Genomic DNA, 25551 nt, shown 5'->3' with positions numbered 1-25551 from the left:
ATAGTGAATTAATGTGAAATATAAAAATGCTTATTCATTCACACAAAAAGCCAAATTTAGAAGTTTGTAGCACTTATTCAACAATTCAACCACCCTACTAATACTTCTAAATTTTATTAAATAAAAAAGGATTTCTAATGAACATTACCATTTCTAATAGTGTTTTGGATAATATCTTCACTTCTTTACAACCTTTCTTAGATAAAAAAGATTCTAGTCAAATTACCTCCCATATTTATCTTGAAACAAAAGATAATCAACTCATTTGCAAAGCAACAGATTTTGAAATGGGACTTTGCACAATTACAAATTCTTTAAATATCACAGAAAATGGAATCGCAACGGTAAATGGCAAACAAGCATTAGATATTATCAAACGATTAAAAGAGGGTGATGTCAATCTTTGTACTCACAATGAAAATCTTCATATCAAACAAAATAAAAGCTCTTTCAAACTTCCAATGTTTAATGCCCAAGAATTTCCAACTTTTCCAGAATATGAAAATCTACCAAAATTAGAAATCAATTCTCTACAACTCATCAACTCAATGAAAAAAATTTTTCCTGTCATTGACAATAATAACCAAAAACGCGAATTAAATGGTGCGCTTTTAGATATTAAAGAATATTCTTACAATTTTGTCGCCACAGATACAAAACGGCTTGCAATCATAAAATTTGACAACGCATCAGGTAATAATCTAGCACTTATCTTTCCTAAAAAAGCTATTACAGAAATTCAACGATTATTCTTTGATAATATTGAACTTTTTTATAACGAAAAAGACATTATTATTAAATCCCAAAATTATATTTTCTTCTCTCATCTTATTAATGGAAAATTCCCAGATTATGAAAAAATTTTACCAAAAGAAACTACCAAAGAACTCAATATTTCAAAAGCAAAAATCATTGAGGGAATTAAGGTTATTAACTCTGTTACTAATGATGTAAAACTTACTTTTAAAGCGAATGAGATTCTTTTTGAATCCTTAAGTCAAGACAATTCAGAAGCTAAAACACAAATTGAAATTAATTTACCTCTTGAAGAAGAAATTGAAATTGGTATCAATTCCCGCCATGTTTTGGATTTTTTAACACAAATTGACACAGCAGATTTTATTTGGGGGCTTAATGGTAAAAATGCACCTTTTGTGCTAAAAAGTGAGAATTTCTCCACCGTTGTAATGCCTATTATCCTTTAACTTTAATCATTAACTTTAGGAAATAGAATGGAAGATTTAGAATACACGGGACATAGTATTAAAGTCCTAAAGGGCTTAGAAGCCGTTAGAAAACGTCCGGGAATGTATATCGGAGATACAAATATTAGTGGATTACATCATTTGGTTTATGAAGTGGTGGATAACTGCATTGATGAAGCAATGGCAGGATATTGCACGGAAATTGAAGTGATTTTAACCAAAGAGGGCGGAGCAAAGATTTCAGATAATGGACGCGGAATCCCGGTAGATATTCACCCCACAGAGAACATTTCTGCAGCAACGGTGGCTTTAACCGTGCTTCACGCCGGAGGTAAATTTGACCAAAAGACTTATTCGGGAGGTTTGCACGGAGTAGGTGTATCTGTCGTGAATGCACTCTCAAAAACCCTGCAAATGACAATCTATAAACACAACCAAATTTACCGCCAAGACTTTGCACAAGGGATTCCACAAAATGACTTAGAAATCATTGGAGAAACAAAACGCAATGGAACAACGATTGAATTTATCCCCGATGAAACAATCTTTGAAGTTGTGGAATTTGACAGAGAAATTTTAAAGAAAAGATTTAAAGAACTCGCCTATTTGAATCGCCAAATTACGATTCATTTTATAGATGAACGCGGTGATTTTAACGAAACTTATCATTTTGAGGGTGGTTTATCGCAATTTATTAATGATATTAATAAAAAACCTTTCATTTCTCCTATCATCGGCTTTGAAGGTAAAGACGAGAATGTAGAAGTAGAAGTGGCTTTAGCCTATAATGAGGGTTTTGATGAAAAAGTGCTAAGCTTTGTCAATAATATTCATACAACAGATGGCGGAACGCACGAAGCAGGGTTTAGAATGGGATTAACCCGCGCAATCATTAATTATATTGACGAAAATGCTAATGCGCGTGAAAAAGATTCTAAAGTAACAGGAGATGATTTAAGAGAAGGACTTGTTGCAATTATTTCTGTAAGAGTGATTGACCCGCAGTTTGTAGGACAAACTAAAGGTAAGCTTGGAAGCTCTTTTGTGCGCCCAATCGTGCAAAAACTTAGTTTTGAAAAAATTGCTAAATTCTTTGAAGAGAATCCCAATGAAGCTAAAGCCATTATGCAAAAAGCACTTCTTGCCGCACGCGGTAGAGAAGCGGCAAAAAAGGCAAGAGAACTTACACGCAAAAAGGAATTCTTTAGCGTTGGCACACTTCCGGGTAAATTAGCCGATTGTCAAAGCAAAGACCCAAGCATTAGTGAGCTTTATTTGGTGGAGGGAGATTCCGCAGGAGGTTCGGCTAAACAAGGGCGTGATAGAGTGTATCAGGCAATTTTACCTTTAAGAGGAAAAATCTTGAATGTAGAAAAAAGTCGCTTGGATAAGATTCTAAAAAGTGAGGAGATTAAAAACCTTATCACTGCGCTAGGCTGCGGAATCGGAGAGGAATTTGACATTACAAAAGCAAGATATAATAAAGTTATTATTATGACCGATGCTGATGTAGATGGTAGCCATATTCAAACGCTTTTAATGACTTTCTTTTTCCGCTATTTAAAAGGAATCATTGAGGCAGGATATTTGTATATCGCCCAACCGCCGCTTTATCGTTTTAAAAAGGGCAAAAAAGAAATTTATCTCAAAGATGAAAAGGCTCTAAGTGAATATTTGATTGAAAATGGGATTGAAAATTTTGAATTTAGCGGAATCGGAAATAAAGATTTAGTGGAATTTTTCAAGATTGTTGCCCATTATCGCTCCACTTTGCAGAATCTTAAAAAACGATTCGCTTTGATTGAAATTGTTAAATATCTCATTGAAAATCCTGATATGATAGGTTTAGATAATAATGCGCTTTGTAAGAGGATTAAAGAGAGAATCGCAGAGCTTGGGTTTAATATTCTAAGTGAAAATACCAATGAAGAAAAAATCCACTTGTATGTGCAGACAGATGCGGGATTGGTAGATATTAAAATTGATGATGAGCTTTTCACACACCCGCTTTTTGAAGAAGCACATTTTGTTTTTAATAAACTTAAAGAATTTGATTTAGGATTCTTAAATGGTAAAGACGCGGTGAGTATGCTAGAAGAAATAGAAGAGAGTAGCAAAAAAGGCGCGTATATCCAAAGATACAAAGGTTTAGGGGAGATGAATCCCGAGCAATTATGGGAAACAACGATGACACCGGAAAATAGGCGTTTGATTCGTGTAGAGATTGCAGATGAGACAGAAGCAAGCGATGTTTTTGCACTCTTTATGGGTGATGAGGTAGAGCCACGCAGGGAGTATATCCAAGCCCACGCAAAAGATGTGAAACACTTAGATGTTTAAGGCAGGTTGAATGTATCTAATAGCAGGAATCCTTGATTTTTTTACAAGTTTAAATGGAATCTTTTACACTCTTGCGTATTTGGTAGGCGGAATCCCTTTTGGACTTTTGTATGGAAAATATCTTGGTGGAGTGGATATTCGTCAAGTTGGGAGTGGAAGTATCGGCGCAACAAATGTTTTAAGAGCCTTGAAAGAGACAAATCCAAAGATTGCTAAAAAAGTCGCGATTCTCACAATGCTAAGTGATGCGCTCAAAGGCGTTTTTATTTTAATGGTAGCTAAGGCGTTTGGTATCAGTTATGAAGCGCAATGGATGATGGCGTTTTTAGTTGTTGTTGGGCATTGTTTTAGCCCATTTTTAAAACTAGAGGGAGGAAAGGGTGTCGCCTCTAGCGTGGGTGTGATTGCGGTGTTTTTACCCTTAGAAGCACTTTTGGGCTTGGTAATATGGTTTGTTGTTGGAAAATTATTAAAAATCTCCTCCTTAGCCTCGCTTTTTGGTGTGATTTGTGGCGTGGGTTCTAGCTTCTTTTTGCACCCCGAGATTCCACATATCACCACCCACACGCCTTTAGTTTTGATAATGTGCATTGTCCTTTATAAACATATTCCTAATATTATCCGTTTAATCCAAAGAAAGGAGCAAAAGGTATTATGAAACTTTTTGAAAAACTTAAAAAGCCTATTATTGCTTATATTGCCAACAATTTCAAGCTTTCTAATAAACTTACAAGAGTGAATAATAGCCTCAATCTAAAATTAGCAGAAATAGAAGCGGTAAAATCTATGGAAAATGAAATTTTTGCTTTAAGAAATTTTGTGTTGCCTCACGCAAATTTGCCAATCCATAAAAATCACTTTTTATTATTTTCTTATAATAAACATATTCCTAAATATTCTCATCATAATCTAGGGGATTTTATCCAAACTCTTGCGACAAAAAATGCCCTTTTATCCTTGAATCCTAAAGCAACTTTTGAATTTTTTGATAGAGATTCACTCATCAGCTACTATCCCGCGGGGGGGGGGCAAATAGCTCTTTAAATGCTTTAACTCCTGTGATTATGCAGGGTTGGTTTGCTTTTTCAGAAACTCCGCACTTCATTCCTAACCATTTTCTTTTGCCTATTTTTGTAGGCACACATTTTACTTCCGCGATTCAGAAATTTTTGCAATATTTTCTTGTCTATTATCCTTGGTATTTTGAAAATAAAAGCATTGGTTGTAGGGATTTAGCGACTTTACAATTTTGTCAAAAATCAGGGTTAGAAGCTTATCTTTCGCGTTGTCTTACGCTTACATTGCCCAAACGCACACAAGAGGAAGCAAAACAAGCGACAAAGGTATTTTTAGTAGGGATTCCAGAAAATTTATTAAAATTTATTCCACAACATTTGCGTGAGGGCGCAATCAGTGTTAATCAACAAGATGTTTCTAATGAAAAATCTTTGCAATGGCAGAGTTTTTATCAACGCAGTGAGGATTTATTAGAAACTTACAAAACACAAGCAAAACTCATCATCACTTGTGCGTTGCATTGTGCTTCTCCAGCGATTGCAATGGGGATTCCGGTGGTTTTAATCGCAAGAAATGAGGAAAACTTACAGAGATTTTCTGCGCTTAATGGAATCGTGCCAATTTACACCCTAGAGGATTTAGAAAAGGGACGCGTAGATTTTGCCCCCAAACCCTTAGACATAGAATCGCTAAAGCAAGATATGCTAGAGAATCTAAGGCTTAGCATAAAAGAAGCAATGGGAGAAAGTGTAGATAAAGAAACCTTGCAAACAATTCGCCAAAGAATCGCAGATTTCACCCCAAAAATGACAGAATCGCAAAATACAGATTCTAAACTCTGCGGGGGGGGGGCAAAATAGAGAGTTAGTAGAAAATACTTGGAAAGAGGATTTTGCTTATGATTTAGAGTTTAAGCAAAGAGCGCAGATTCTGCTTGATTTACTCTCCAAAGAAGCAAGGAATCCTCTAAAATCTGTTTTGGATTTAGGTTGTGGGATTCAGTATTTTAGGGAGGTGCTAGCGGAGAATGGCTTGAATCCTGATTATTATGGCGTGGATTTATACCCACAAAAGCCCGATAATATCCTCTGCGATTTTAATCAGGGAGAATTTCCGATTTTTTCTCAAAATCAATTTGATTTCATCGTATGCGCGGGAGTGTTTGAATATATCCACGATTTGCCAAGCTTTGTTTCTAAAATTTGCGCACTGCAGCCTAAATATATTTTGTGCAGTTATAACTTTGTTAATGTGGGCGGAGACAACAAAATTTGGGTCAAAAGGCTTAAACAAGAGGAATTGTTTGATTTATTTTTGCAAAATGATTATTGTTTAAATACTTATAAAACCCACAAAAGAAGCCTCCCGACAGGATATTTTTTATTTTGCAAAAAGGAGTTGATGGGAGTTATTTAGTAAAATTTTATGTTGTATAAAACAAAAGGGGCAATAAAACTTTATACTCTACCCCGCCCCTAATTGCTCCATTTCCTTTAAAGCAGCCTTAAGATTCTTGCAAATTTCCTTGCTTAGTTCCTCTGGGCTTGGCAGATTCTCCAAATCCTCCAAACTCTCATCTTTTAACCAAAAAATATCCAAATTTATCTTATCGCGTTTCTTAATCTCTCCAATGCTAAAAGCGCGGAATCGCTCACTCTCCTTGCGATTTTCCATTGCGCCTGCGCAAAAACTTGCTTCAAACTCCCGCAAATGCTCCGCACTCAAAGGGCTTGTTACAAGGCTTAGATTCATATTCGTGCGCATATCATACACCCACACCTTTTGCGTGGAATCCTCGCTTGTTGCGACTTTGTCAAAAAACAGCACATTCGCTTTCACGCCTTGCGCGTAAAAAATCCCAGTAGGAAGCCGCAAAATCGTATGCAGATTAAAATCCTCTAAGAGTTTTTTGCGCACCTTCTCCCCCGCTCCCGCTTCAAACAGCACATTATCGGGTAGCACGACTGCGGCTTTGCCCCCGATTTTTAAAAGATTCATAATGTGTTGCAAGAAATTTAATTGCTTATTAGAGGTTGTGGCGAAAAAATCCTCTCTGTTGTATTCGTCCTTTTGGCTTTTCACCTTGCCATTTTCGGCTAAAATCTTAGTCGCCGATTTCTTGCCAAAGGGCGGATTGGTTAGCACCCTATCAAACCGCCGATTGCCTAACTCACTTAGAGAATCCCCGATTTCTATTACACCTCCCTCGCCCCCGATTCCGTGCAGATACAGATTCATCGCACACAAAGACGCCACTAAGGGCGTAATATCCTTGCCATAAAGCCTCTCATTGCGTAAGCGTTTGAGTTCCTCTTTGTCCTTTGTCTGTGCTTTCATCGCCTCATACGCACTTAGCAAAAATCCGCCCGTCCCACACGCAGGGTCGCATACCTCCATATTGGGTTTAAGCTCCATTAGCCCCACAATAGAATCTATCAGCACGCGAGGCGTGAAATACTGCCCCGCTCCCGCCTTTGTCTCTGTGGCATTTTTTGCAAGTAGTCCCTCATAAATCGCGCCTTTTATATCTACATTCAAGCCTAGCCAAGTTTCACTATCCATAAGCATAAAAAGTTTTTTGAGATTCGCGGGTTCTTTGATTTTGTTTTGCGCGTCATTGTAGATAAGCCCTATCACGCCCTCACTCTTTGCAAGTTGTGCGAGTGCGGCATTATACGCATTCTCTAACTCTAGCCCATCTAGGTTTATAAGCCGCTCCCATTTGCAGTTTGCGGGGATTTTGCTACTCTCTCCGATACTCTCCCGCTCACTTTCCATTTTCAAAAACAGCAAATAGCTTAACTGCGCGACATATTCAGTATAACTCACGCCACTATCACGCAAAATCGTTGCGAAGTTCCACACCTTTGCGACAATCGCTTTTTCACTCATTTTTGCCCCTTTGTATTATTTTTAAAGTTTTAGTTCATTTCCACAATGTGTTAATTTTCTTCCATTTTTTTAACACAATCTCCAATTCTGTTAAAAATTAAGCGGAATCTTAACATATCAACTCACCCTTAAAGGCTTGGTTTAAAAGTGAGGATTTGAGCCTTTGGAGATTTTCTAGGCTTGCATTCACAAACTGCGCCAACTTCTCCAAATGCGCAAATTTGGATTCTAAAATCTGCACGATTTGCTTTTGGGTTTCAAGGGGCGGGAGAGGGATAGGGAGTTTTGAAAAATTTGCTTTATTAAGAATAGGCAATGTCGTAGATGAAGCATTTGTTTTAATAAAGTTTTGAACTTTTGGAGAAATGCAATAAAAATATATAAATTCTGATATAAATTTTTGTGATGGCAAAATAGCATTTATTTGTTGATTGCATATTCCTTTCTTTCTAATCAAACCCGTTTTTCCAATTGTTGCACCTATGCAAGTAACCAAAACAGAGCCACTTGGAAGTTGCCTTGATATTTCAAATCCTTTTGGTGAAACATTGTCTGAAGCAACCTCAACATAATAACCATTATTTAAATCTGTTGGTTTATAAAATGGAAAATCATTTCCATAGTATTCTGCATTGTTTTTGCTTGGAGTTGAACCTGTAACGATTTCACACACTTCGCCTAGTGTTTTGACTTCCCAATTTTTAGGGAGAGTGTGGGTATTATTGTCTTTAGATTCTTTGGCTAAAGCCTTAGAATGGCAATCATAGTGAGACTCTGCACCCACTTCGTGGTGTGAAAAATCGGAAAAAGCAGGAGCAGTAGTGCCTCCTGCCCGATTTTTTGCTAGAAGTGGAGAGTGTGCAGGCTCTCCCTTTGTGCAAAAGAAAGGGAACATTTCTTTTGTTAAAGGGAGCGGGGAGGGATTAGATTTTCTTTGTGAAAAAGAAAGCGTGGAAGTAGGTGCAGTGATTTGAGATTCTGTGAGTTTGCCGCTAAAGGCGGAGTAGAGCAAGGAGGATTTAAGATGCGGAATGTTTGTTTGCACCGCCTTAAGATGACGCACCGCCTCATCAATGTGTGTAAAGGCATTTTCTAGCTTCTCCACTATGGCTTTTTGCACTTCAAGGGGCGGCAGGGGGATTTTTTCTTTTTTATAATCTCTAAAATAAATATGCGGGATTACTGAACCACTTATGTATCGGTTAAAATTGATTGTATGCAAAAAATAATACAAATATTTTAAATTCAAGTTTTCATTTGCTTGTATGTAAGCCATTGTCCCAATGACAGATGATTTAGGGGGTAATAGAAATATCTTGCCTACTGCACCATCTTTGACGATACCCAGACTTTCATTTTCTATGGTGTAGAAATCAATAGTTTTTAAAAATCCTTTTGCGCCATAGATTGGATATTTCCCTGTATTATTTTCAATACTGCTTAAAACAATATTTGAATTTTTGGAAGTGCAAACTTCTGCTAAGGTTTTTACTTCCCAATTTTTAGGGAGATTGTGAAAATTATTTGTCATTATTTATATCCTCACCTTTGCCTATGCTTTCTAAAAGTGCATTAAATTGTTCTTTGTCTTTTTGTTTAATTGTTTCTATAACTATCTTTGAGACTTTTTGGATTTCTAATAAGTCTAAAGGTTCATTCGCTCTTTCTGGATTCTCTTCTAAATGCGAAAACTCATTAATAATGCGATTAATAAAAACTGCCTCTTGATTATCTTTAAAAAATTTCTCATATTTGCTCATTAAACTATCAACATTAGGATATTTAAAAAATAAATAAGATTCTAAAAATTTTCTTATATTATTTGCCACATTATAAAAAGTTTCTATTGCATTATCTTGTTCATTGGAACATTTATAAATCTGCTCAAAAAGATAATTAAATTCTGTGATATATTTCTGCATATAGGGTGGTAAGTTCTTGATTGTGCTTGATTGTTGCTTTTCTATTAAAAACATTGGTGTTTTTTTATTATCACGCCATTGAAAACCTGTGAGGCTCTTTAAATATCGCAAAAAGTCTAAATTATGTGTAGAGATAAAAAGTTGAGTGTAGTTTTTAGGCTTTGCAATTTGACTTTCAATCAAAGAAAAAATGAAAAAGATATGATTGTTATCTAAACTGCAAATAGGGTCATCTATCCAAATAATAGGCTTTTTGTCTTTAGTATCCTTATCTTGTAATTTGGCTACAAAATAACAAAAGGCTAAAAGGCTGCATTCCCCCTCGCTTAAGTTTTTTGCCACTTCATTGTTTCTGTGAATTTTAAACTCGCCCTTTTTCTCGGGGATAGATTTAAATTCAAGCTGATTGTTTCCAAAGAAAGATTTGAGATATTTGTTTGCTTTATCCGCCCCTGCTTTTTCATCGCTTAAAGAATCTTGCAGTTTTTGAATTTCTTTTTTTATTTTTTCTATCTCTTGTTCTTTATCTTTTATCTCTTTGTCTTTGCTTTCTAGGGTATTTTCTAGCTCTTTAATTTCCTCTTGCACTTTAAAATAATTTATATTATTTATAAATCTTGCTACTTCATCTAACCTTAATGCTTTTCTAGCGTTTTCTTGGTCTTGCTCTAGGGTTTTTGTTCGTTCGTTATTTTGGGTGCATAAATCTTTGATAGAATTTAGAATTTGTTGAATCTCTTGGGAATAGTCTGTTACCTCGTGAAAAATAATATTTGGATTATAAATGTCTTTTGATTTATCCTCTAAATTTTGCCTTAATTGCCAAAGACTACTATGGTTATAACTCCTTATCGCCGATTCTAACTTGGCTTTATACTGATTAAAATCCCCTTGTAAGTTTTTATAAAAACTTTGAGATTCAATTTTTTGCGCTTCTTCTAAGACTTTTTTAGAATCTTTTTCCATACCTTTTATTTCTCCAAGATATGCGTTTATTTTAGACTTCATTGAGTCTGTTTTATCATCTTTAACATTTTCTAAAAGCCATTGGATTCTCTCTTGAGTAAGGGCATTATTGCAAAATTTGCATTGTTGTGTATCTTTTGAATGTTCGTGCAACTTCAAACCCTCATCAAGCCAACTTCTAAGCTGGTTTTCTATATCTTGTTTCGGGGTGATTTTGGTTTCTATTAAAATTCTACTTTTTGTAACAAATTCTGAGAGACGATTAGCATTAAAAGATATTGGGAAGCCTAAAGGTTGCTTTATCTCATCGCTAATTAAAGATTCTTTGGTTTGTTTTTCGTGGAATTCAAGAATGAAGTTTGAATTTGGTGTTTTGATTGTTTCAATATCTTTTCTAATATTTCTAATATCATAATTAGTTCCTTGTATTGCAAAGTTTGAATTTGATTTTATTTGACTTGCTTTTTTGCTAAGCTCTCCATCTTGATTTTTTGTTTTAATTTTATCTAAAGTATCAGCTTTTTCTTTATTTAAATCCTGTAATTCCTTACATAAACCACTGACAAAAACATTATTTTCTTTATCCTCTTTCTCATTTCCAAGCTTGTTTTGTAATTCTTGTATTTTAACTTGAATTTTATTGTTTTCCTCACCTACAACAACAGAAGCAAAAGCTTTAATATCCCCTGCTTTATCATCAATCAAGAATCCTAGATTTTCCTTTACAAAATCTTTGTTATACACTCTAATTGTTAAATTATTATCAGTGATATTGTCTTTAGTTAGAGTTAGACTAGTTGGGTTACTATCAGTCATTTCAATTTCAAAGGTGGAATCCATATAATCACTATGTGGATTCTTAACTTCGAAACTCCTTAGAATCCTTGATAATGTCGTTTTACCCGCATAATTGCGCCCATAAAAAATATTTAATTTTTGAAATTCCTGCAAATTATTCCAAGAAAAATCTTGATAAGAACCATAATTTATTTTTGAAAATTTTTTAATCATTTTTTCCTCCTATCCCACCAATGCCAAGCTTAGTTCCTCTACAAGACTAGGCAAAGAATCCTTAAAAATCGCTTTTGCTCTATAAATCCCGCCTAAGTCCGCGCAAATCTCTTGAATATCCTTGATTTTCGCATAGCCATTTGCGATAATGTATTCTTTGATAAGCCCCAAAAACTCCTCTTGCTCGGGGCTAAATGCAATGCCCTTTTTCTTACAACGCCCACGCCACAGATTATAACGCGCATTCGCCCCAATCGCAAAATCTTGCAACTCTGTATCCATTTTGAGTGCGTAACGCACAAGGGAGATGAGGTTGGTTAGGTTTTTGCTAGGATTCTTACTCACTTTGCCTTTATCACGCAGTTTATACGCATTCCATAAGCTTGGAATATCCATAGAATCCTGCTTGAGTTTGTGCGCTAACTCCGCAATCACCTCATAAGTTAGGTGGCGGTTTTTGTAATTTTGTGAGTAGAGAATACTTAGGGCGGTAATTTCGTCTTTATGCTGCAAAATAAATTCATTAAATTGCGCGATGAGATTCTGTGCCTTTTGTGTGTCAAATTCTGCACTAAGCACAGAATCCTGCGAGATTTCATCAATATAGATTTTGCTCTTTTTTGCCAACTCTAAAAGCAATTTGCAAAATGTATCGTTTGTGAAAATCTCTAGCGGATTGTGCGCCACCTCTGCCCTCTCTAACGCTTGTAAGGAATCCGCAAATTCTAAAATCTCTTTTGCAAGTGCGCAAAGGCTTTTGCCGCAATTAAGTTCTTGCAAACGTGCATTATCCTCCTTGCTTAAGCTTAACTCTAAACGCGTAAGCCTTGAAGCAAGACTTAAAAGTATATCTCTGTCATACTCGTTCGTCTCCAAGCTCTCACGCACACACTCTAAAAGCTCTTTTAAACTTAAGTGTTCCTTACGCTCTAAGGGACGTGAATCAATCTTTTGGCTTTCACTCACGCCCACCGCGTCAATCACATAAAAACGCGTTTTAGAATCTGCATTTGGTGTAACTGCCCTTAAATCGTCATTATGGATACTACGCACCCCGCGCCCAACCATTTGCGCATAATAACTCGCCGATTTGACATCACGCATAAAAATCAGCACTTCTAAGGGTTTAATGTCTGTGCCTGTGGCTATCATATCCACCGTAACTGCGATTCTAAACTTTTTGGAATGCCTAAAAGCGTTGATAAGTTCTTGTGGGTTTTGATTGCCGATGTTGTAGGTGATTTTTTGTGCAAACTCATTGTCTGCATTAAACACTTCTCGCGCAAGACGCACGATTTCCTCTGCGTGATTATCATCTTTGGCAAAAATCAAAGTTTTAGGCAGGAAGCTGCGCTCACGCTCGGGAAAAAGTAGGTCAAAGACTTTGTTTTTATAAGTCTCTAAAATCGTGCGGATTTGGCTAGGAGCAAGCACGGAGCGGTCTAAATCTGCTTTGGAGTATTCTAAATCCTCCTCTAAGCTCTCATAGTCGATTTTTCGCGTGTCTTTATCGCGGAATGGCACTTGAAATTCTGCATTTGCTTCAATAATGCTTCCTTGCTCACTAATGCGCGTTTTAATTCTAAAGATTTCTGTCGCCACAGCCCATAAATGCTGCGGTGGCATTCATCAATAACGATAAAATCAAAGGTATCAATGCCAATTCGGGGATTATAGGCAACTTCTTTTGTCTCTTTATCCTCATTTTCAAAGGCGGAGTGTTCCTCCTCTGCACTATCAAACTTACTCTCTCCACGCAAAATAGAATACAGCCGCTGAATTGTCGTAATCACGACTTTGGATTCTTTAGGAATGTGATTTGTCTCTAAATGCACCACATTATAAATCTCGCTAAAATGTCGCTTGTCTGTGCTTGGGCTGAAATTATCAAATTCTTTTTTCGCCTGTTTGCCAAGATTGTTTCTATCCACAAGAAACAAAATGCGCTTTGCCTTTGCAATGCTTAGCAGGCGATAAGCAAAATTACAAGCGGTAAAGGTCTTGCCCGCACCGGTTGCCATTTGGATTAAGGCTCTTTGTTTGTTTTGTTGCAAAGATTTTTCTAAGCCCTCTATGGCTTCTTTTTGACAAGCCCATAAGGCTTTGGAATCCTGACTGCTTAGTGGTGGGATTTGTTGGATTCTCTCGCGCAAAGAATGAGGAGAGTTAAGCTTTTCTATTAGCTCTTTTGGCGTGTGAAAGGCAAAAATCCTCCTTGCGCGTGGGCTTGGTTCGCGTAAATCTGTGAAATAAATCTCACTTGCGTTGCTCGTATAAACAAAGGGCAACATATCTTGAAAAGTGGGGATATGCGCAGGGAGAGTATAAGCATAATTTTTGGCTTGATTTTCTGCCCCGCTTAGAGACAAAGAAAATTTTTTCGCCTCTATCACTCCACACGCTCTGCCTGCGACAAAAAGCAAATAATCCGCCCTTGTGCCATTTTCTAGGATAAATTCTTTTATGGCAAAATTGCGGGTTACATTGGGCGTGGAATCCCCTAAAGCGCAATCCTTAAAATCTCTTAACTCAAATCCCGCTAGTGATAAAAGCTTATCAATCTCTTCTCTTGCCTTTTGCTCTGGCTTTAAATCTTGTTCCAAACCTTGTCCTTTTTCTCTTTGCCTCATCGTATTTTACAATAAATCTTAAGAAAATAGTTTCAAGAAAGAAATGGGAATGTTGTTTAAAATTTACTGCTTAATCTGCATAATTTACACAAAAGTTGAAAGCGAAATTCAGAAATATTTGGCTTTAACTTTTCTCCACAACCTTGCTCTAGCTTTTATTTTTATCTTTAGCAATATGTGCCAATCATATAGATTCTAAACATCGTATTTTAGGCTTCGGGCAAAGCCCTCGCAATGACGCAATAGAATTACATACAAAAATTTAAATATTTTTTTACTAATTTATTAAAAAATATTTAATTATTAAAAATAATTTACAATTTTTATGATATTTGTAAATTTTTGCTACTTTTTGTAATATAATTCTGCGTTAATTTATCTTGAAAGGTGGGAATATGGAATTTCTAATGTCCTTAAGTGAAGGAACGCAATTTAGCATTCAGCTAATTATTGTTCTTATTTGTTTGTTTTATGGAGCGAAAAAGGGTGGAATCGCACTCGGGCTTTTAGGTGGCGTTGGGCTTTTGGTTTTGGCTTTTGGTTTTGGCGTGCAGCCCGGTAAACCCGCAGTTTCTGTTATGCTTACGATTCTAGCGGTGGTTGTCGCAAGTGCGACCTTACAAGCAAGTGGTGGCTTAGATGTAATGCTACAAATCGCAGAAAGAATCCTAAGGAGAAATCCGCGATTCTTAACGATTTTAGCCCCCTTTGTAACTTGCTTTTTGACGATTCTTTGCGGAACAGGGCACGTGGTTTATACAATGATGCCTATCATCTATGATATTGCAATCAAAAATGGAATCCGCCCCGAGCGTCCAATGGCAGCCTCTTCTATCTCCTCTCAAATGGGAATTATTGCAAGTCCGGTATCTGTGGCAGTTGTATCCCTCACTGCGTTTTTGCTCAATGCTAAAACACATTTAGCGGGATTTGATGGCTATGTGGATTTGCTTAAAATCACGATTCCAGCGACTTTGTGCGGTGTTTTGGTTGTTGGGATTTTTTCTTGGTTTAGAGGCAAGGATTTGGATAAAGATGAGGAGTTTCAAGAGAGATTAAAAGATGAGGAATTCAAAAAGTATGTTTATGGGGATTCTAAAACCTTGCTTGGCGTGAAACTTCCGGGCGTTCAATGGGCGGCAATGTGGATTTTCTTAGGCGCAATCGCAATCGTTGCGATTTTGGGTGCGTTTCCAGAGTTGCGTCCGCATTTTGAAGTCAAAGGCGTAAGTAAGCCAATGAGTATGGTGGATACGATTCAAATGTTTATGCTTCTTGCGGGTTCTGCTTTGCTCATTTTCACAAAAGTAGATGCAGGTAAAATTGGCAAAAATGAAATTTTTCGCTCTGGTATGATTGCGCTTGTTGCGGTGTTTGGAATCTCTTGGATGGCAGATACAATGTTTGCGGTGCATACTCCGATGATGAAAGCTGCTCTAGGAAGCGTGGTGCAAGATTATCCTTGGACTTATGCGATTATGCTTTTGCTCATTTCAAAATTTGTTAATTCACAAGCCGCTGCGATTGCCGCATTTGTGCCTTTAGCATTGGGAATTGGTGTGCATCCTGCAATCATCGTGGCTTTTGCTCCTGCGTGCTATGGGTATTATATTTTGCCAACTTACCCAAGCGACTTGGCTACGATTCAGTTTGATAGAAGTGGCACAACGCATATTGGTAAGTTTGTTATCAATCATAGCTTTATTTTGCCCGGATTGATTGGCGTGTTTAGCTCTTGTGTGTTTGGATATATTTTCGCAATGTTCGCGGGGTATTTGGGATAGTTGTTATTAATTGTTTTGCAATGACAAAAGACTAACCGCTTCGTCATTGCAAGGAGCGAATGCAGTGAGAGACAAAGCAATCTATAATGCAGAATCTCACTTGTAAAGACTCCATTGTCGAATTTAATTTTGTGAGATTATAGATTGCTTCGGCTTTGCCTTACAATGACAAGGTGAGAGTTTTTATTTGCAGGATTATGGATTGCTTCACTAGCGTTCGCAATGACAAGGTGGAGGAGTCGTGGGTGTGCTAGATGATTTGCGCTAAAGCGGGTGAATTTGCTTACGCAAATGCACACCACGAGATTCTAACAAATCTCTCTCAACTACCAAGTGGAGGAATCTTGAAGCATTATAATCAAAGCTTCTAAGATTCCAATTCTTTAAAGTATTTTTTACATAGAGTAGAGTAAAATCTTAAGCATTTTATGAGATTATGAGGAGGAATTATGAGAGAAGTGCAATACGAAGATATTAAATCTGCTGTTGCGAAACTTGCCATTGACGCGTGTTGTATTCAAACACCAGATATTAAACGCGCTTTTAGTGCGGCAAAAGGAAGCGAGAAATCTACTTTAGGGCAAAATATCCTAGATACACTGATTGAAAATGGCAAAATTGCAGAAAGCAATATGATGCCCATTTGTCAAGATACAGGTATGACCGTGGTGTTTGTAGAAATCGGACAAGAAGTGCATATCGTGGGCGGTTACCTTGAGGACGCGATTAATGAGGGAATCAAAAAGGGCTACACAGAGGGTTATTTGCGTAAGTCTGTCGTAGAAGAGCCACTCTATGAACGCAAAAATACGACAAACAATTCTCCTGCGGTGATTCATACGCGAATCATCAAGGGCGATAAATTGCACTTAAAAGTTTGCCCAAAAGGCTTTGGTAGCGAGAATAAGAGCATTCTAAAAATGCTTGTCCCAGCCGATGGCATTGAGGGCGTGAAAAAAGTATTTACCGAAGCAGTGAAACTTGCAGGACCAAATGCTTGTCCTCCTATGGTGATTGGCGTTGGAATCGGCGGGACAATGGAAAAAGCAGCACTTCTAGCAAAACAAGCCGCAGTGCGTGAAATAGATTCTAAGAATCCCGATGCGCGTTATGCAAAGCTTGAAGAGGAATTGCTAGAAATTGCAAACAGCACCGGTGTAGGACCGCAAGGGCTAGGCGGGACAACTACGGCGTTTAAGGTTAATGTAGAATGGTATCCTACACACATTGCGGGGCTTCCTGTCGCGGTGAATATCAACTGCCACGCTGCGCGACACGCGGATATTGAGCTATAAGGAGGGAAAAATGTCAGAACCAAAAAAAATTACTGCACCTTTGAGCAAAGAAGTAGCAAAAAGTCTTAAAGCAGGGGAGAGCGTTTTGATTAGCGGGACGATTCTCTGTGCGCGTGATGCGGCGCATAAAGCATTGACAGAAGCTCTAGCGCGTGGAGAAAAACTCCCTGTGGATTTAAAGGGTGAGACGATTTATTATCTAGGACCCACTCCCGCAAAACCGGGCAATGCGATTGGTTCAGCGGGACCTACGACAAGTGGGAGAATGGATAAATACACGCCGACAATCATTGAGCAAGGCATTCACGGAATGATTGGCAAGGGCTATCGCAGCAAGGAAGTCATAGATTCTATGGTAAAACACGGCGTGGTGTATATGGTGGCTGTGGGTGGCGCAGCGGCACTGATTTCAAAATGTATCACAAAATACGAGGTTTTAGCCTATCCCGAGCTAGGACCTGAAGCGGTTGCTAGACTTACGATTGAAAACTTCCCCGCTATTGTCGCGATTGACGCAGAGGGTAACAATTACTACGAAGTCGGACAAGCTCCGTATAGGAAAATTTAGTTGTTGGACTCCACTTTTCCCCTAAAGATTCTTTTGGGGTGTGGGGATATATCAAATCAATTTGAATGAATCTTATCTAATAACTTGTCCGCTGCACGATTCATTTCTGGCAATGATAACATCTTACATATTTTAAATTCTGTTGTCTTATCTATACTATGCGTATTTAAGTAGTATTGTATAGAAAGAGATAATATTTTAAAGGCAAAGAAATTTTTATTCTTATGTTGTCGAATCATATTTTCTAAATGTTTCAGATGTTTTGAGGTAATTCCCTTTTTGATACTTGTTAAAAATAAAATAATTTCCCTTGAAGGTTGTTTATTTGTTTCGATAAGATTTTCCAAATCATCTATGATATTATCTGTATATACTAAAAATGACGTGCCATTAACGACTCCAAGATTACCACCTACACTTAATGAAGCTACAAGATGTTTAACAAATTTTTGAGCTTCATCATCAGAGACTTTTTTATCACTTTTCTTGAAATATTCTTTTAAACTTTGTATTATAAATTTTTCAAAATCCTTATCTTCGCACACTTCAAATATCATTTTATTGACTCTTAATTGAAGTCCTATAAGTGCATCTACGATTTCTTTAACTTTGTTTTTAGCAAAAGATCCAGATCTGTTTTTTAATATTTGACTTAATGCTTCGGACAATTTTATCCCTTTGTATATCTCATTTTCATCTTCCTCTTCTTCTAATTTATTATAGTCTATCTCATTTTCATCTTGAATTTTTCTATCAATAGTTCTATTTTCTTCAATACTTGTTGCATTCATAATTAGTTTTGGTATATCTAATTCTTGAATAAAATTTGGTGTTTCCTCATTGAGATAGCTTGCTTCTTTTGTTTTATCTAAAACCAACATGCATCGTAGAATAATCTCATCAATAAGTTCCATATTTTTAGAATGATGAATAATAAAAACTATTATGTACATATTTATTTTTTGATGTATATTTTCGCACAAAGATTCTATCTCTGTTGTTGATATTTTTTCCGCTAAAATTTTTCCTAAAAAATAATAATATATGAAATCTTGTTCAAATCTTATAATTTCATTATCTTTAATATGTAAAATGGGGTAATCTCCATTTTCTAATCTCTTCAGAATCGAATCTTGAATAATAAATTCATCTTTATATTTTTTCTTAAAGTTATTATAATGTTGTTTGGTATAACTTTCTTTAGCGGAGTATATGCTATAGGATAATTCAGACAGAAAATTTAAGCTTGTATCTATACTATCATTTTCGGTTATGCCATTTTTTACAAGATAATTTAAAATTAAAGCATAATAACAATGCCCATAACTTGTAATCTTCATATCATTTGTTTTATTGTCAATTGTTTGTAAAATAAGCAAAATATTTGTGGGGTATCTGGGTAAAATAATTTGAGATGAAACAATATTATTAATCTTATCCTCAACAATATCAACTTCATTATAGAAATTTGATGGAATATTTTCATCTTTAAGTATAAGCCATTTTTTAATTATTTCTTCTTGCTGTTGTCTATTAAAAGGTTTTAATTCAAAACTTTTAAAAGTAGTAAAATGTGGAAAGTCTTTAAAAAAAGAAAAATATTCTTCTTGTTCTATGGTTATTATAATTCTTGCATTATCAAAATTCTCTTAGATGAACAATAAAACCATTATTGATGGAGTGATTATAATCATCAATCAAAAAATAAATTTGATTAACTTTTTTCCATATATCATAATTTCCATTATACTGCTCGTCAAAACATTTTTTAATGTCATTTTCAAAATACTTTGTTTTAACAATATTTTTTCCTTGAATATACAAAGGATAAATATCTTGTTGCAATAACAATAGATACACATATTTTAATAGTGAAGTTTTACCTGAATAAAAAGGACTAAAAAACAAAACTTCTTTATAATTTTCATTTTTTAAAATTTCTTCAATCTTAAAAATATTTTCTTTATTTTTTTCATCAGATGAATTTTTTATATTCGGGGCAACAAAAGTATCACTCAAGCTTATTTTGGATTTATTAGGGTGTAGGAAATTTATTTTTTCAAGCTTGCTTTTGAAATCTTCTTTTAGAGCGATGATGTTTGAGTCTTTTTGTATTTTCTGGCGAAATTCTGAAGCAATAAATTGATATGCTTCGCTAGAATTAGTATAATCAATAATCGGCTTACCATCTTTTGGTAATACTTTTATACTTTTTAACAACTCGTTATTTTTCCAATCACAATGACTGAGGATAACAGGAAAAGATTTGTTATTATCCAATGCCATTGACATTTCTTTTAAACAATATTCTGAAGCAAGATAATTTGCGCTTATCAACGATATGATTAAATCCGAATTGCTAAGATTTTGCATAATTTTTTCATTTAAAGGCTCACCACACCTAATATTATCTTTGTCAATAAATACCTCAATTTGATAATCTTCAATAGCAGGTTTTAAATATTTTTGTAATTCACTCAAATATTTCTCGTCTTGATGTGAATAACTATAAAAAATCTTTTTAATCATTTTTGTGCTCCTTGTTTTCTGCGATTTTTATCTCATTTTCAGTGAGATTATAGAGTTTATACACTAAAGAATCAATTTCGGATTCTAGTTTGCTTGTGTCGGTTGTGGAATCTTTGGCTTTGAGTTTTAAGATTTTATCCGCTAAAGCGATAAAAGGTTTTTGTTCTTTGGGTGCAAGATTGGGAATACAAAAATTTTCTATATAGGCTGGTTTGATTCTGTAAAATCCTCCCTGCATAACAACACTTGTTTTTTGCAAAAACCACCAAGTCAATTTGGAATTTAATACAGCTAATAAGTATTTATAATTTAAATGTTTAAATTCCTCACTTTGAATATATCCGTAAATAGTAGCAGAGAAATAAAATTTGCCCGTGAAATCTAAGCTAAAATGTGTATTGTTGCAAATATCTGGACAAAGTAACTTTTCTATATTTTCTCCCTTTAACCCTTGTGCTCTCCCAAACTGATACTATTTATTTGTATCAAATCTCCCATTTTCTCTTGCTCGCAAAACTTGTTCGCATTGTTTCAGATAGGCATAACCTTTAGGGAAATGTGTTTGTAAATCTAGCTCGCTATACAGGCTCATTTTTTCTTTGCCTTTAGAATCCGTTTCTTTAAAATAGGGGAAAATCACTCTCAAGTCAGATTCTAACTTTTCGTAGCGATGAAAGCTGCTACCCATTAACAAAGGCTTTGCAAAATCTGATTCAATCTCTACAATCAAGTCAAGTTCTTTAGAATAGCCTTTTATCAATCCTTTGGAAGTTTCTTTGCATTGCTCTAAAAAATACACACTATCTTTACTTGTGGCAAGTCCTGAATATATCTTTTCAAAAATTTCATTAGCTTTAGAATATTCAAAGATTTTCATTAAAATATTTTGCGTTTTATCACTGCTAAGATTCCAAACTTTAGAATCTAAATCTTTGTGTGCGAATATTCTCAAATCCTCTTGAGTTATAGAATTTAGAAAATCTGTCATTTCTTGCTCTGTTTGAATTGAATCGGGAGATTTGATAAATTGCAAATCCTTTGCCTGATGATTAAACCAATGCAAAGCTGTATAGGTGCTTGCTTTGAAAACTTGAAAATCCCCAAAGTGAATGATTTTTGCAGCTTTGTTTTGAACAAGATTTCTTAGTCCTTCTTCAAAATCTGCATTCAACCATTTGTGCGGCATAATAAAGTTAATGGAAGCATTGGATTTTATAATTTTTAATCCCATTTCGACAAATAGCACATAAATATCATAATTTTTTGTTGCTGTTTGGTAGGATTGTTTGTATTTTTCTGAAATTTGTTTATTCAAACCTTGTATTCTGATATACGGCGGATTCCCAATCACCAAATCAAAGCCCAAAAAGTCTCCATTAGAATCGAGCACTTCAGGGAAGGCAAAACGCCATTCAAAAGCCTCTTGCTTGTTAAACTCCTCATAAATTTGCATAAGTTTTAGGAGGTTTTCTAGCTCCTTTTGTGGAATCTCCCTTGATGTTTTTCTCTCAAAATCCACGCTTTTATGGAAATCAAAAAATTCCACATAAGATTCTATTTGGAGTTTTGTTTCTAGTTCTAGTTGTGCTAGATTGATATAGCCATATTTGTGAAAAAAATCCTTTAAAACTTGATGAAAGTTAATATATTCATCGCAGTTGCGCTTGAAAAGCTCACAAAGGTATTGATAGGCATTTTCGTAGGTGTCTTTATAGGCTTTTGCAGCTTGTTTGTTGCCTTCGTTTTTATAAGATTCTGCATTTTCGCGCATTTCTTGAAATTTGCTTTGGGCTTTTTTCTCAATGTCTTTGATTTCGCTGTTTAAACTTTGATTTAAAAATAAATCTTGCTTTTTATTTGCCGCAATTAGCCTATTTTGCAAGTTTCCAGTGAAGTTTTCTAGGGTGGTATTCGTGTCAATATGCGAGATTAAACTATTCCCACACTTAATGTTTATATCAATATTTGGCAAAGTTTGGAGCTTATGGATTTTAGAATCTTTATCTTTAGAAAAGTTAAGATAATAAGCATTTTTAAGTAGCTCAATCCAAAGGCGTAGCCTTGCGATATTGCACGAATTGGGATTAATATCCACTCCAAAGAGATTGTTTTCAATAATAGATTTTTTAAGCGTAAAAAGTGCGATTTGGATTGTGTGATTAGAATCTTGTAGTCTTTTGTAAGCAAACTTTTCGCCCTCTTTGGTAGTAAGGTGGATTTCATCGTCTTTAATTTGCAAATCTTTATACCCAACCCCCAAAAGCCCTAATTTGTGATAAATCGCAATCATTTCATTGAGTGCAGAAACAAGAAAATGCCCACTACCCACGCTCGGGTCGCAGATTCTAATACTTTCTAAAAGCCGCTTTGCTTGGGATTCCACACGCCCAAAGTCCCTATCAATTTGTTTGCACAAATCCTCTAGGCTCTGTGCGTTCCACGCAAAGGCTTCATTAAACTTGTCAATCACAATTTTGCTTAGAGATTCCCTGCACATATAGCCTGTAATGAAACTTGGCGTGTAGAAACTACCCTCCTTGTAGCCATTCAGCTTCTCAAAGACTGCTCCTAGCACACTAGAGCGGATTAAGTCTTTATGCGCGGAATCCTCGTTAGATTCTTTGCCAAAGTCAAAGGCGTTTAAGAAATCAAAAAGATAGCTTAAGAATCTTTGCTTTTCTCTTGCTTTATGTGTGGTTTGCGTGGATTCAAAGATTTGAATTGTTAAATCATCATCTAGTGCGCCAATATCCAAAATCTCTAGCGCATTATCCTTAATAAAAAGCGAGGAGTTGAGGTAAGGCAGGAAGTTAAAGCCCTTATCGCCCCCCCCCCCTGTTTTCTAGCCGCATAATCTCTAGCTAAAACCTCAAAGAAAAGGTGGCTTAAGTGCTTGAAACTTGTAATTTTTGCGCCACTTAGGAATCGCAAATCCTTGTTAAAGTTGTTAAAGTGCAGCAAGTTTGCTTCAATGAGCTTTAAAAACAACACGCGATTCAGCCAAATTAAGATATGGCTCATCACCGCTTCAAAATCGCTAGGCTTGTTGTGGGATTCCAATTTAGAGGCAATGTGCTTAGCGAAACTTACGCTTTGGGTGCTATCAAGTTCAATCGTGATTTTACCGCCTTTGTCAAATTCCTTTAATCCCAAAATATGCAAGAGTTCTTTATAGAATCGCGGATTAAGCGCGTTGGGGTCTCTTTTGTATTCGCGGTGCAAGAAATCTCTATTTAGAACCTTGTGCGCAATACTTAGGTGTTTGTCGTTGCGCAAGTCAAAATACAAGCCTTTAAGCGCAATATTAAATAAATCGCCCTCTCTGTTTTCCACGAGGTATTCCTCTAAAATGGGCTTTAATTCCCTATAAAAATCCTCTTGGGTTTTAATGTTTGAATTTTGTGGCGATTCTAAATCTTTATAGAGTTTTTTAATTTTGCTGTTATCATAAAAATACCGCTTAAATTCTCCCGCTTCAAAGAGATAGAATTGATAAAAGTCCGTAATAATGATAAATTGAATGTTTGTATTACGATTTAAGCCATTCTCGCGCTCCCTAAAATAATACAAAATGCACTCGTGCAGGGCTTTGCAATTTGGCTTATCTGCCTTAAACATTTCTGCGGTATCGGGTTTTTTGGCTTCAATCAGAATCTCCACTATTCTTTATAAAATGCATTTAAGAAGTCCTTGAGCGGTAGGGATTCAAATTCTAATGCCATTGCGTGTCCTCCTTTGCGGTTTAAAAGGTTATTTTATCGTAAAATCTTGAGAGATTCCACAGCCCTTTGGGGCAAGATTCTACATTTAGCTTGGATTGCAGTATTTATATTTATTTTTATATAATGCGTTTGAATCTCAAGGTAAGGAATGTGATGATTTATTTTAGTGATAATGAGCTAGTGGAGCTTGTGAGTGCAGATGTGCCTTATTTGGATAATACAACTTTTGGTTTGCAAATTAGCAGCAATGGGCAGGTGCGATTCTATCCCAAAAAAGACAGAATCGTGGTGAGCGGTATGGAGGAATGTGTGCGGATTGCTAGGATTTTTGGGTTAGAAGTGGAATCCTGCGTTAATGATGGCGTGTGCGTGGAGGCAAGAGAAAAGATTTTAGAAATTGTGGGCAAAAGAGTGGAGATTTTTAAAATAGCAAAAACCCTGCAAAACCTCTTAGAATATGCAAGTGCAACGGCAACTTATACGCGCGAAATGCTTGATCTTGCAAGAAGTGTGCAGCCCAACATCGCCTTGCTTGGAACGCGCAAGAATATGCCTTTTGCTAAAAAGCTTTTGTTAAAGGCTTTGATTTGTGGCGGTGGGATTCCTCATCGTTTGGGGCTTAGCGATAGCATTTTGATTTTTAAAGAACATACAAAAGCGTGTGAGAACTTTGCGGAATCCTTTAAGAATCTCAAAAATACCTTTAAAGAACATAGAATCATTATGGAGGTGGAATCGCAAGAGGAGGCATTGCTGGGCGCAAAGCTTGGCGTTGATGTGCTACAATGCGAGAGATTTGCGCCAAGTGAATTGCAAACGCTTGTGCAAGGTTTAAGGGTGGATTTTCCGCATTTGCGCTTTAGTGCCACAGGTGGAATCACAAAAGAAAATGTCAGAGAATTTGCCCAAAGTGGCGTAGATATGGTTGTTAGCACGAGTATGTATCGCGCGAAAATTTGCGATATTAAGGTGGAGTTTGCGTAGGAATCTTTAGCGCGGTTTAAAGTTGTGTTTGCAAATATTGTTGCGTTGTCATTGCAAACGAAGTGAAGCAGTCCATAATCTAATAACAATTAACTTTCACAATGGAATCTTTAAAATAATCCAAAGTTATAGATTGCCACGATTCTGCTAAAGCAGAATCTCGCAATGACAGAGAGGTGTGTAAAGAAGTGCAACATTATAGATTGCTTCGTCTCTCACCGCATTCATTCCTCGCAATAGCAGAGAGAGGGACGCAAGAATGTAGAAGAGACACTTTGGTTTTCTGTCCTTATGTTTTATTTTTTATAATGACGAAGCGTGAAGCCTTAAGGATAATTCCTTAAAACTTCTTCTTATTCACATCTTCTAAAATATCATCAGCAATGCTATTGACTTGCAATGTAATATCATTGGTGTTATTCGCAACACTGACATTATCTTGTGTAACAGATTCTAGTTGAGCAATGGCTTCATTAATTTGTGTAACACCTGCGGTTTGTTCTTTAATGGATTCACTCATATCATTGACACCTTGCACAAGCACATTGACATTTGCTTCTATTTCATTTAAAGACTTTCCTGTTCTCTCTGCTAGTTTTCTTACTTCATCCGCAACAACTGCAAAGCCTCTTCCGTGTTCTCCTGCTCTTGCTGCTTCAATGGCTGCATTTAATGCAAGTAAGTTG

The 25551-nt window shown here is 36.1% G+C and carries 21 protein-coding genes; 10 read left to right on the top strand and 11 right to left on the bottom strand.

Annotated elements, in window-relative coordinates:
* The first annotated feature begins 137 nt into the window (after positions 1-137).
* From dnaN to BS85_RS0102695, 6 genes are read left to right on the top strand one after another with little or no spacing between them, the layout of a single operon-like run.
* Positions 138-1205 (top strand): DNA polymerase III subunit beta, encoded by a 1068-nt coding sequence (gene dnaN / locus BS85_RS0102715; RefSeq protein ID WP_026943457.1) that lies wholly within the window; start codon positions 138-140, stop codon positions 1203-1205.
* A gap of 27 nt (positions 1206-1232) precedes the next feature.
* On the top strand, positions 1233-3545 hold the full coding sequence (gene gyrB / locus BS85_RS0102710; RefSeq protein ID WP_026943456.1) for a DNA topoisomerase (ATP-hydrolyzing) subunit B: 2313 nt from the start codon (positions 1233-1235) through the stop codon (positions 3543-3545).
* Between the two features lie 10 nt (positions 3546-3555).
* Complete coding sequence (plsY, locus tag BS85_RS0102705) at positions 3556-4203, top strand: glycerol-3-phosphate 1-O-acyltransferase PlsY (protein ID WP_051604654.1); 648 nt, start codon at positions 3556-3558, stop codon at positions 4201-4203.
* Positions 4200-4589: a hypothetical protein gene (locus BS85_RS10810; RefSeq protein WP_051604653.1), complete on the top strand. Its 390-nt coding sequence runs from the start codon at positions 4200-4202 to the stop codon at positions 4587-4589. Before plsY ends, BS85_RS10810 begins: the two co-directional genes overlap by 4 nt.
* Before the next feature lie 20 nt (positions 4590-4609).
* Complete coding sequence (locus BS85_RS10125; RefSeq protein WP_156938015.1) at positions 4610-5422, top strand: polysaccharide pyruvyl transferase family protein; 813 nt, start codon at positions 4610-4612, stop codon at positions 5420-5422.
* Positions 5385-5978 (top strand): methyltransferase domain-containing protein, encoded by a 594-nt coding sequence (locus BS85_RS0102695; protein WP_084310138.1) that lies wholly within the window; start codon positions 5385-5387, stop codon positions 5976-5978. The genes BS85_RS10125 and BS85_RS0102695 overlap by 38 nt, the downstream gene beginning before the upstream one ends.
* A 48-nt stretch (positions 5979-6026) precedes the next feature.
* Here BS85_RS0102695 and BS85_RS0102690 read toward each other — a convergent pair whose 3' ends face one another.
* From BS85_RS0102690 to BS85_RS11795, 5 genes are all read right to left on the bottom strand, one after another.
* Positions 6027-7454, bottom strand: coding sequence for a type I restriction-modification system subunit M (locus BS85_RS0102690; protein ID WP_026943453.1), 1428 nt, complete (start codon positions 7452-7454; stop codon positions 6027-6029).
* 109 nt (positions 7455-7563) lie between these two features.
* A complete protein-coding gene (locus tag BS85_RS10805; protein WP_051604651.1) occupies positions 7564-8985 on the bottom strand; it encodes a restriction endonuclease subunit S in 1422 nt (473 codons plus the stop codon).
* A complete protein-coding gene (locus tag BS85_RS0102680; RefSeq protein ID WP_026943452.1) occupies positions 8975-11353 on the bottom strand; it encodes an AAA family ATPase in 2379 nt (792 codons plus the stop codon). Before BS85_RS0102680 ends, BS85_RS10805 begins: the two co-directional genes overlap by 11 nt.
* A gap of 9 nt (positions 11354-11362) precedes the next feature.
* Positions 11363-12787, bottom strand: coding sequence for a type I restriction-modification enzyme R subunit C-terminal domain-containing protein (locus BS85_RS11800; RefSeq protein ID WP_281173565.1), 1425 nt, complete (start codon positions 12785-12787; stop codon positions 11363-11365).
* Between the two features lie 41 nt (positions 12788-12828).
* Positions 12829-13956, bottom strand: coding sequence for a DEAD/DEAH box helicase family protein (locus BS85_RS11795; protein WP_051604650.1), 1128 nt, complete (start codon positions 13954-13956; stop codon positions 12829-12831).
* 422 nt (positions 13957-14378) lie between these two features.
* On the opposite strand from BS85_RS11795, the gene BS85_RS0102670 reads away from it, so the two are divergent.
* The 3 genes from BS85_RS0102670 (at position 14379) to BS85_RS0102655 (ending at position 17630) form a co-directional block, all read left to right on the top strand.
* On the top strand, positions 14379-15767 hold the full coding sequence (locus BS85_RS0102670) for an anaerobic C4-dicarboxylate transporter (RefSeq protein WP_034551033.1): 1389 nt from the start codon (positions 14379-14381) through the stop codon (positions 15765-15767).
* A 449-nt stretch (positions 15768-16216) separates the two neighbouring features.
* Positions 16217-17062 carry a fumarate hydratase gene (locus tag BS85_RS0102660; protein WP_026943450.1) on the top strand — a complete coding sequence of 282 codons (846 nt, stop codon included), beginning with the start codon at positions 16217-16219 and terminating at the stop codon, positions 17060-17062.
* Positions 17063-17072: 10 nt separating this feature from the next.
* On the top strand, positions 17073-17630 hold the full coding sequence (locus tag BS85_RS0102655; RefSeq protein WP_026943449.1) for a Fe-S-containing hydro-lyase: 558 nt from the start codon (positions 17073-17075) through the stop codon (positions 17628-17630).
* A gap of 56 nt (positions 17631-17686) precedes the next feature.
* Here BS85_RS0102655 and BS85_RS0102650 read toward each other — a convergent pair whose 3' ends face one another.
* From BS85_RS0102650 to BS85_RS0102630, 5 genes are all read right to left on the bottom strand, one after another.
* Entirely contained in the window at positions 17687-18970 is a 1284-nt protein-coding gene (locus tag BS85_RS0102650; protein ID WP_026943448.1) for a hypothetical protein, read from the bottom strand.
* Positions 18971-19268: 298 nt separating this feature from the next.
* Positions 19269-20159 carry a toll/interleukin-1 receptor domain-containing protein gene (locus BS85_RS0102645; protein WP_026943447.1) on the bottom strand — a complete coding sequence of 297 codons (891 nt, stop codon included), beginning with the start codon at positions 20157-20159 and terminating at the stop codon, positions 19269-19271.
* Positions 20152-20592, bottom strand: coding sequence for a TaqI-like C-terminal specificity domain-containing protein (locus BS85_RS11040; protein WP_084310136.1), 441 nt, complete (start codon positions 20590-20592; stop codon positions 20152-20154). The genes BS85_RS0102645 and BS85_RS11040 overlap by 8 nt, the downstream gene beginning before the upstream one ends.
* A gap of 39 nt (positions 20593-20631) precedes the next feature.
* A complete protein-coding gene (locus BS85_RS0102635) occupies positions 20632-22938 on the bottom strand; it encodes an Eco57I restriction-modification methylase domain-containing protein (RefSeq protein ID WP_483790114.1) in 2307 nt (768 codons plus the stop codon).
* Positions 22920-23819: a DUF7149 domain-containing protein gene (locus BS85_RS0102630; RefSeq protein WP_026943444.1), complete on the bottom strand. Its 900-nt coding sequence runs from the start codon at positions 23817-23819 to the stop codon at positions 22920-22922. Before BS85_RS0102630 ends, BS85_RS0102635 begins: the two co-directional genes overlap by 19 nt.
* 215 nt (positions 23820-24034) lie before the next feature.
* Here BS85_RS0102630 and BS85_RS0102625 point away from each other — a divergent pair, with 215 nt between their 5' ends.
* Positions 24035-24865, top strand: a complete 831-nt coding sequence (locus tag BS85_RS0102625; protein ID WP_034551031.1) for a beta/alpha barrel domain-containing protein — start codon at positions 24035-24037, stop codon at positions 24863-24865.
* Positions 24866-25205: 340 nt separating this feature from the next.
* Here BS85_RS0102625 and BS85_RS10105 read toward each other — a convergent pair.
* The coding region (locus BS85_RS10105; RefSeq protein ID WP_034551029.1) for a methyl-accepting chemotaxis protein at positions 25206-25551 on the bottom strand (346 nt) is incomplete at its 5' end.

Origin of the sequence: Helicobacter rodentium ATCC 700285 (assembly GCF_000687535.1) — a bacterium.
In the GTDB taxonomy this organism is placed as follows: Bacteria; Campylobacterota; Campylobacteria; order Campylobacterales; family Helicobacteraceae; genus Helicobacter_D; species Helicobacter_D rodentium.
The sequence above is the reverse complement of the archived record's forward strand: the minus strand, read 5'-3'. Positions and strand labels throughout refer to the sequence as shown.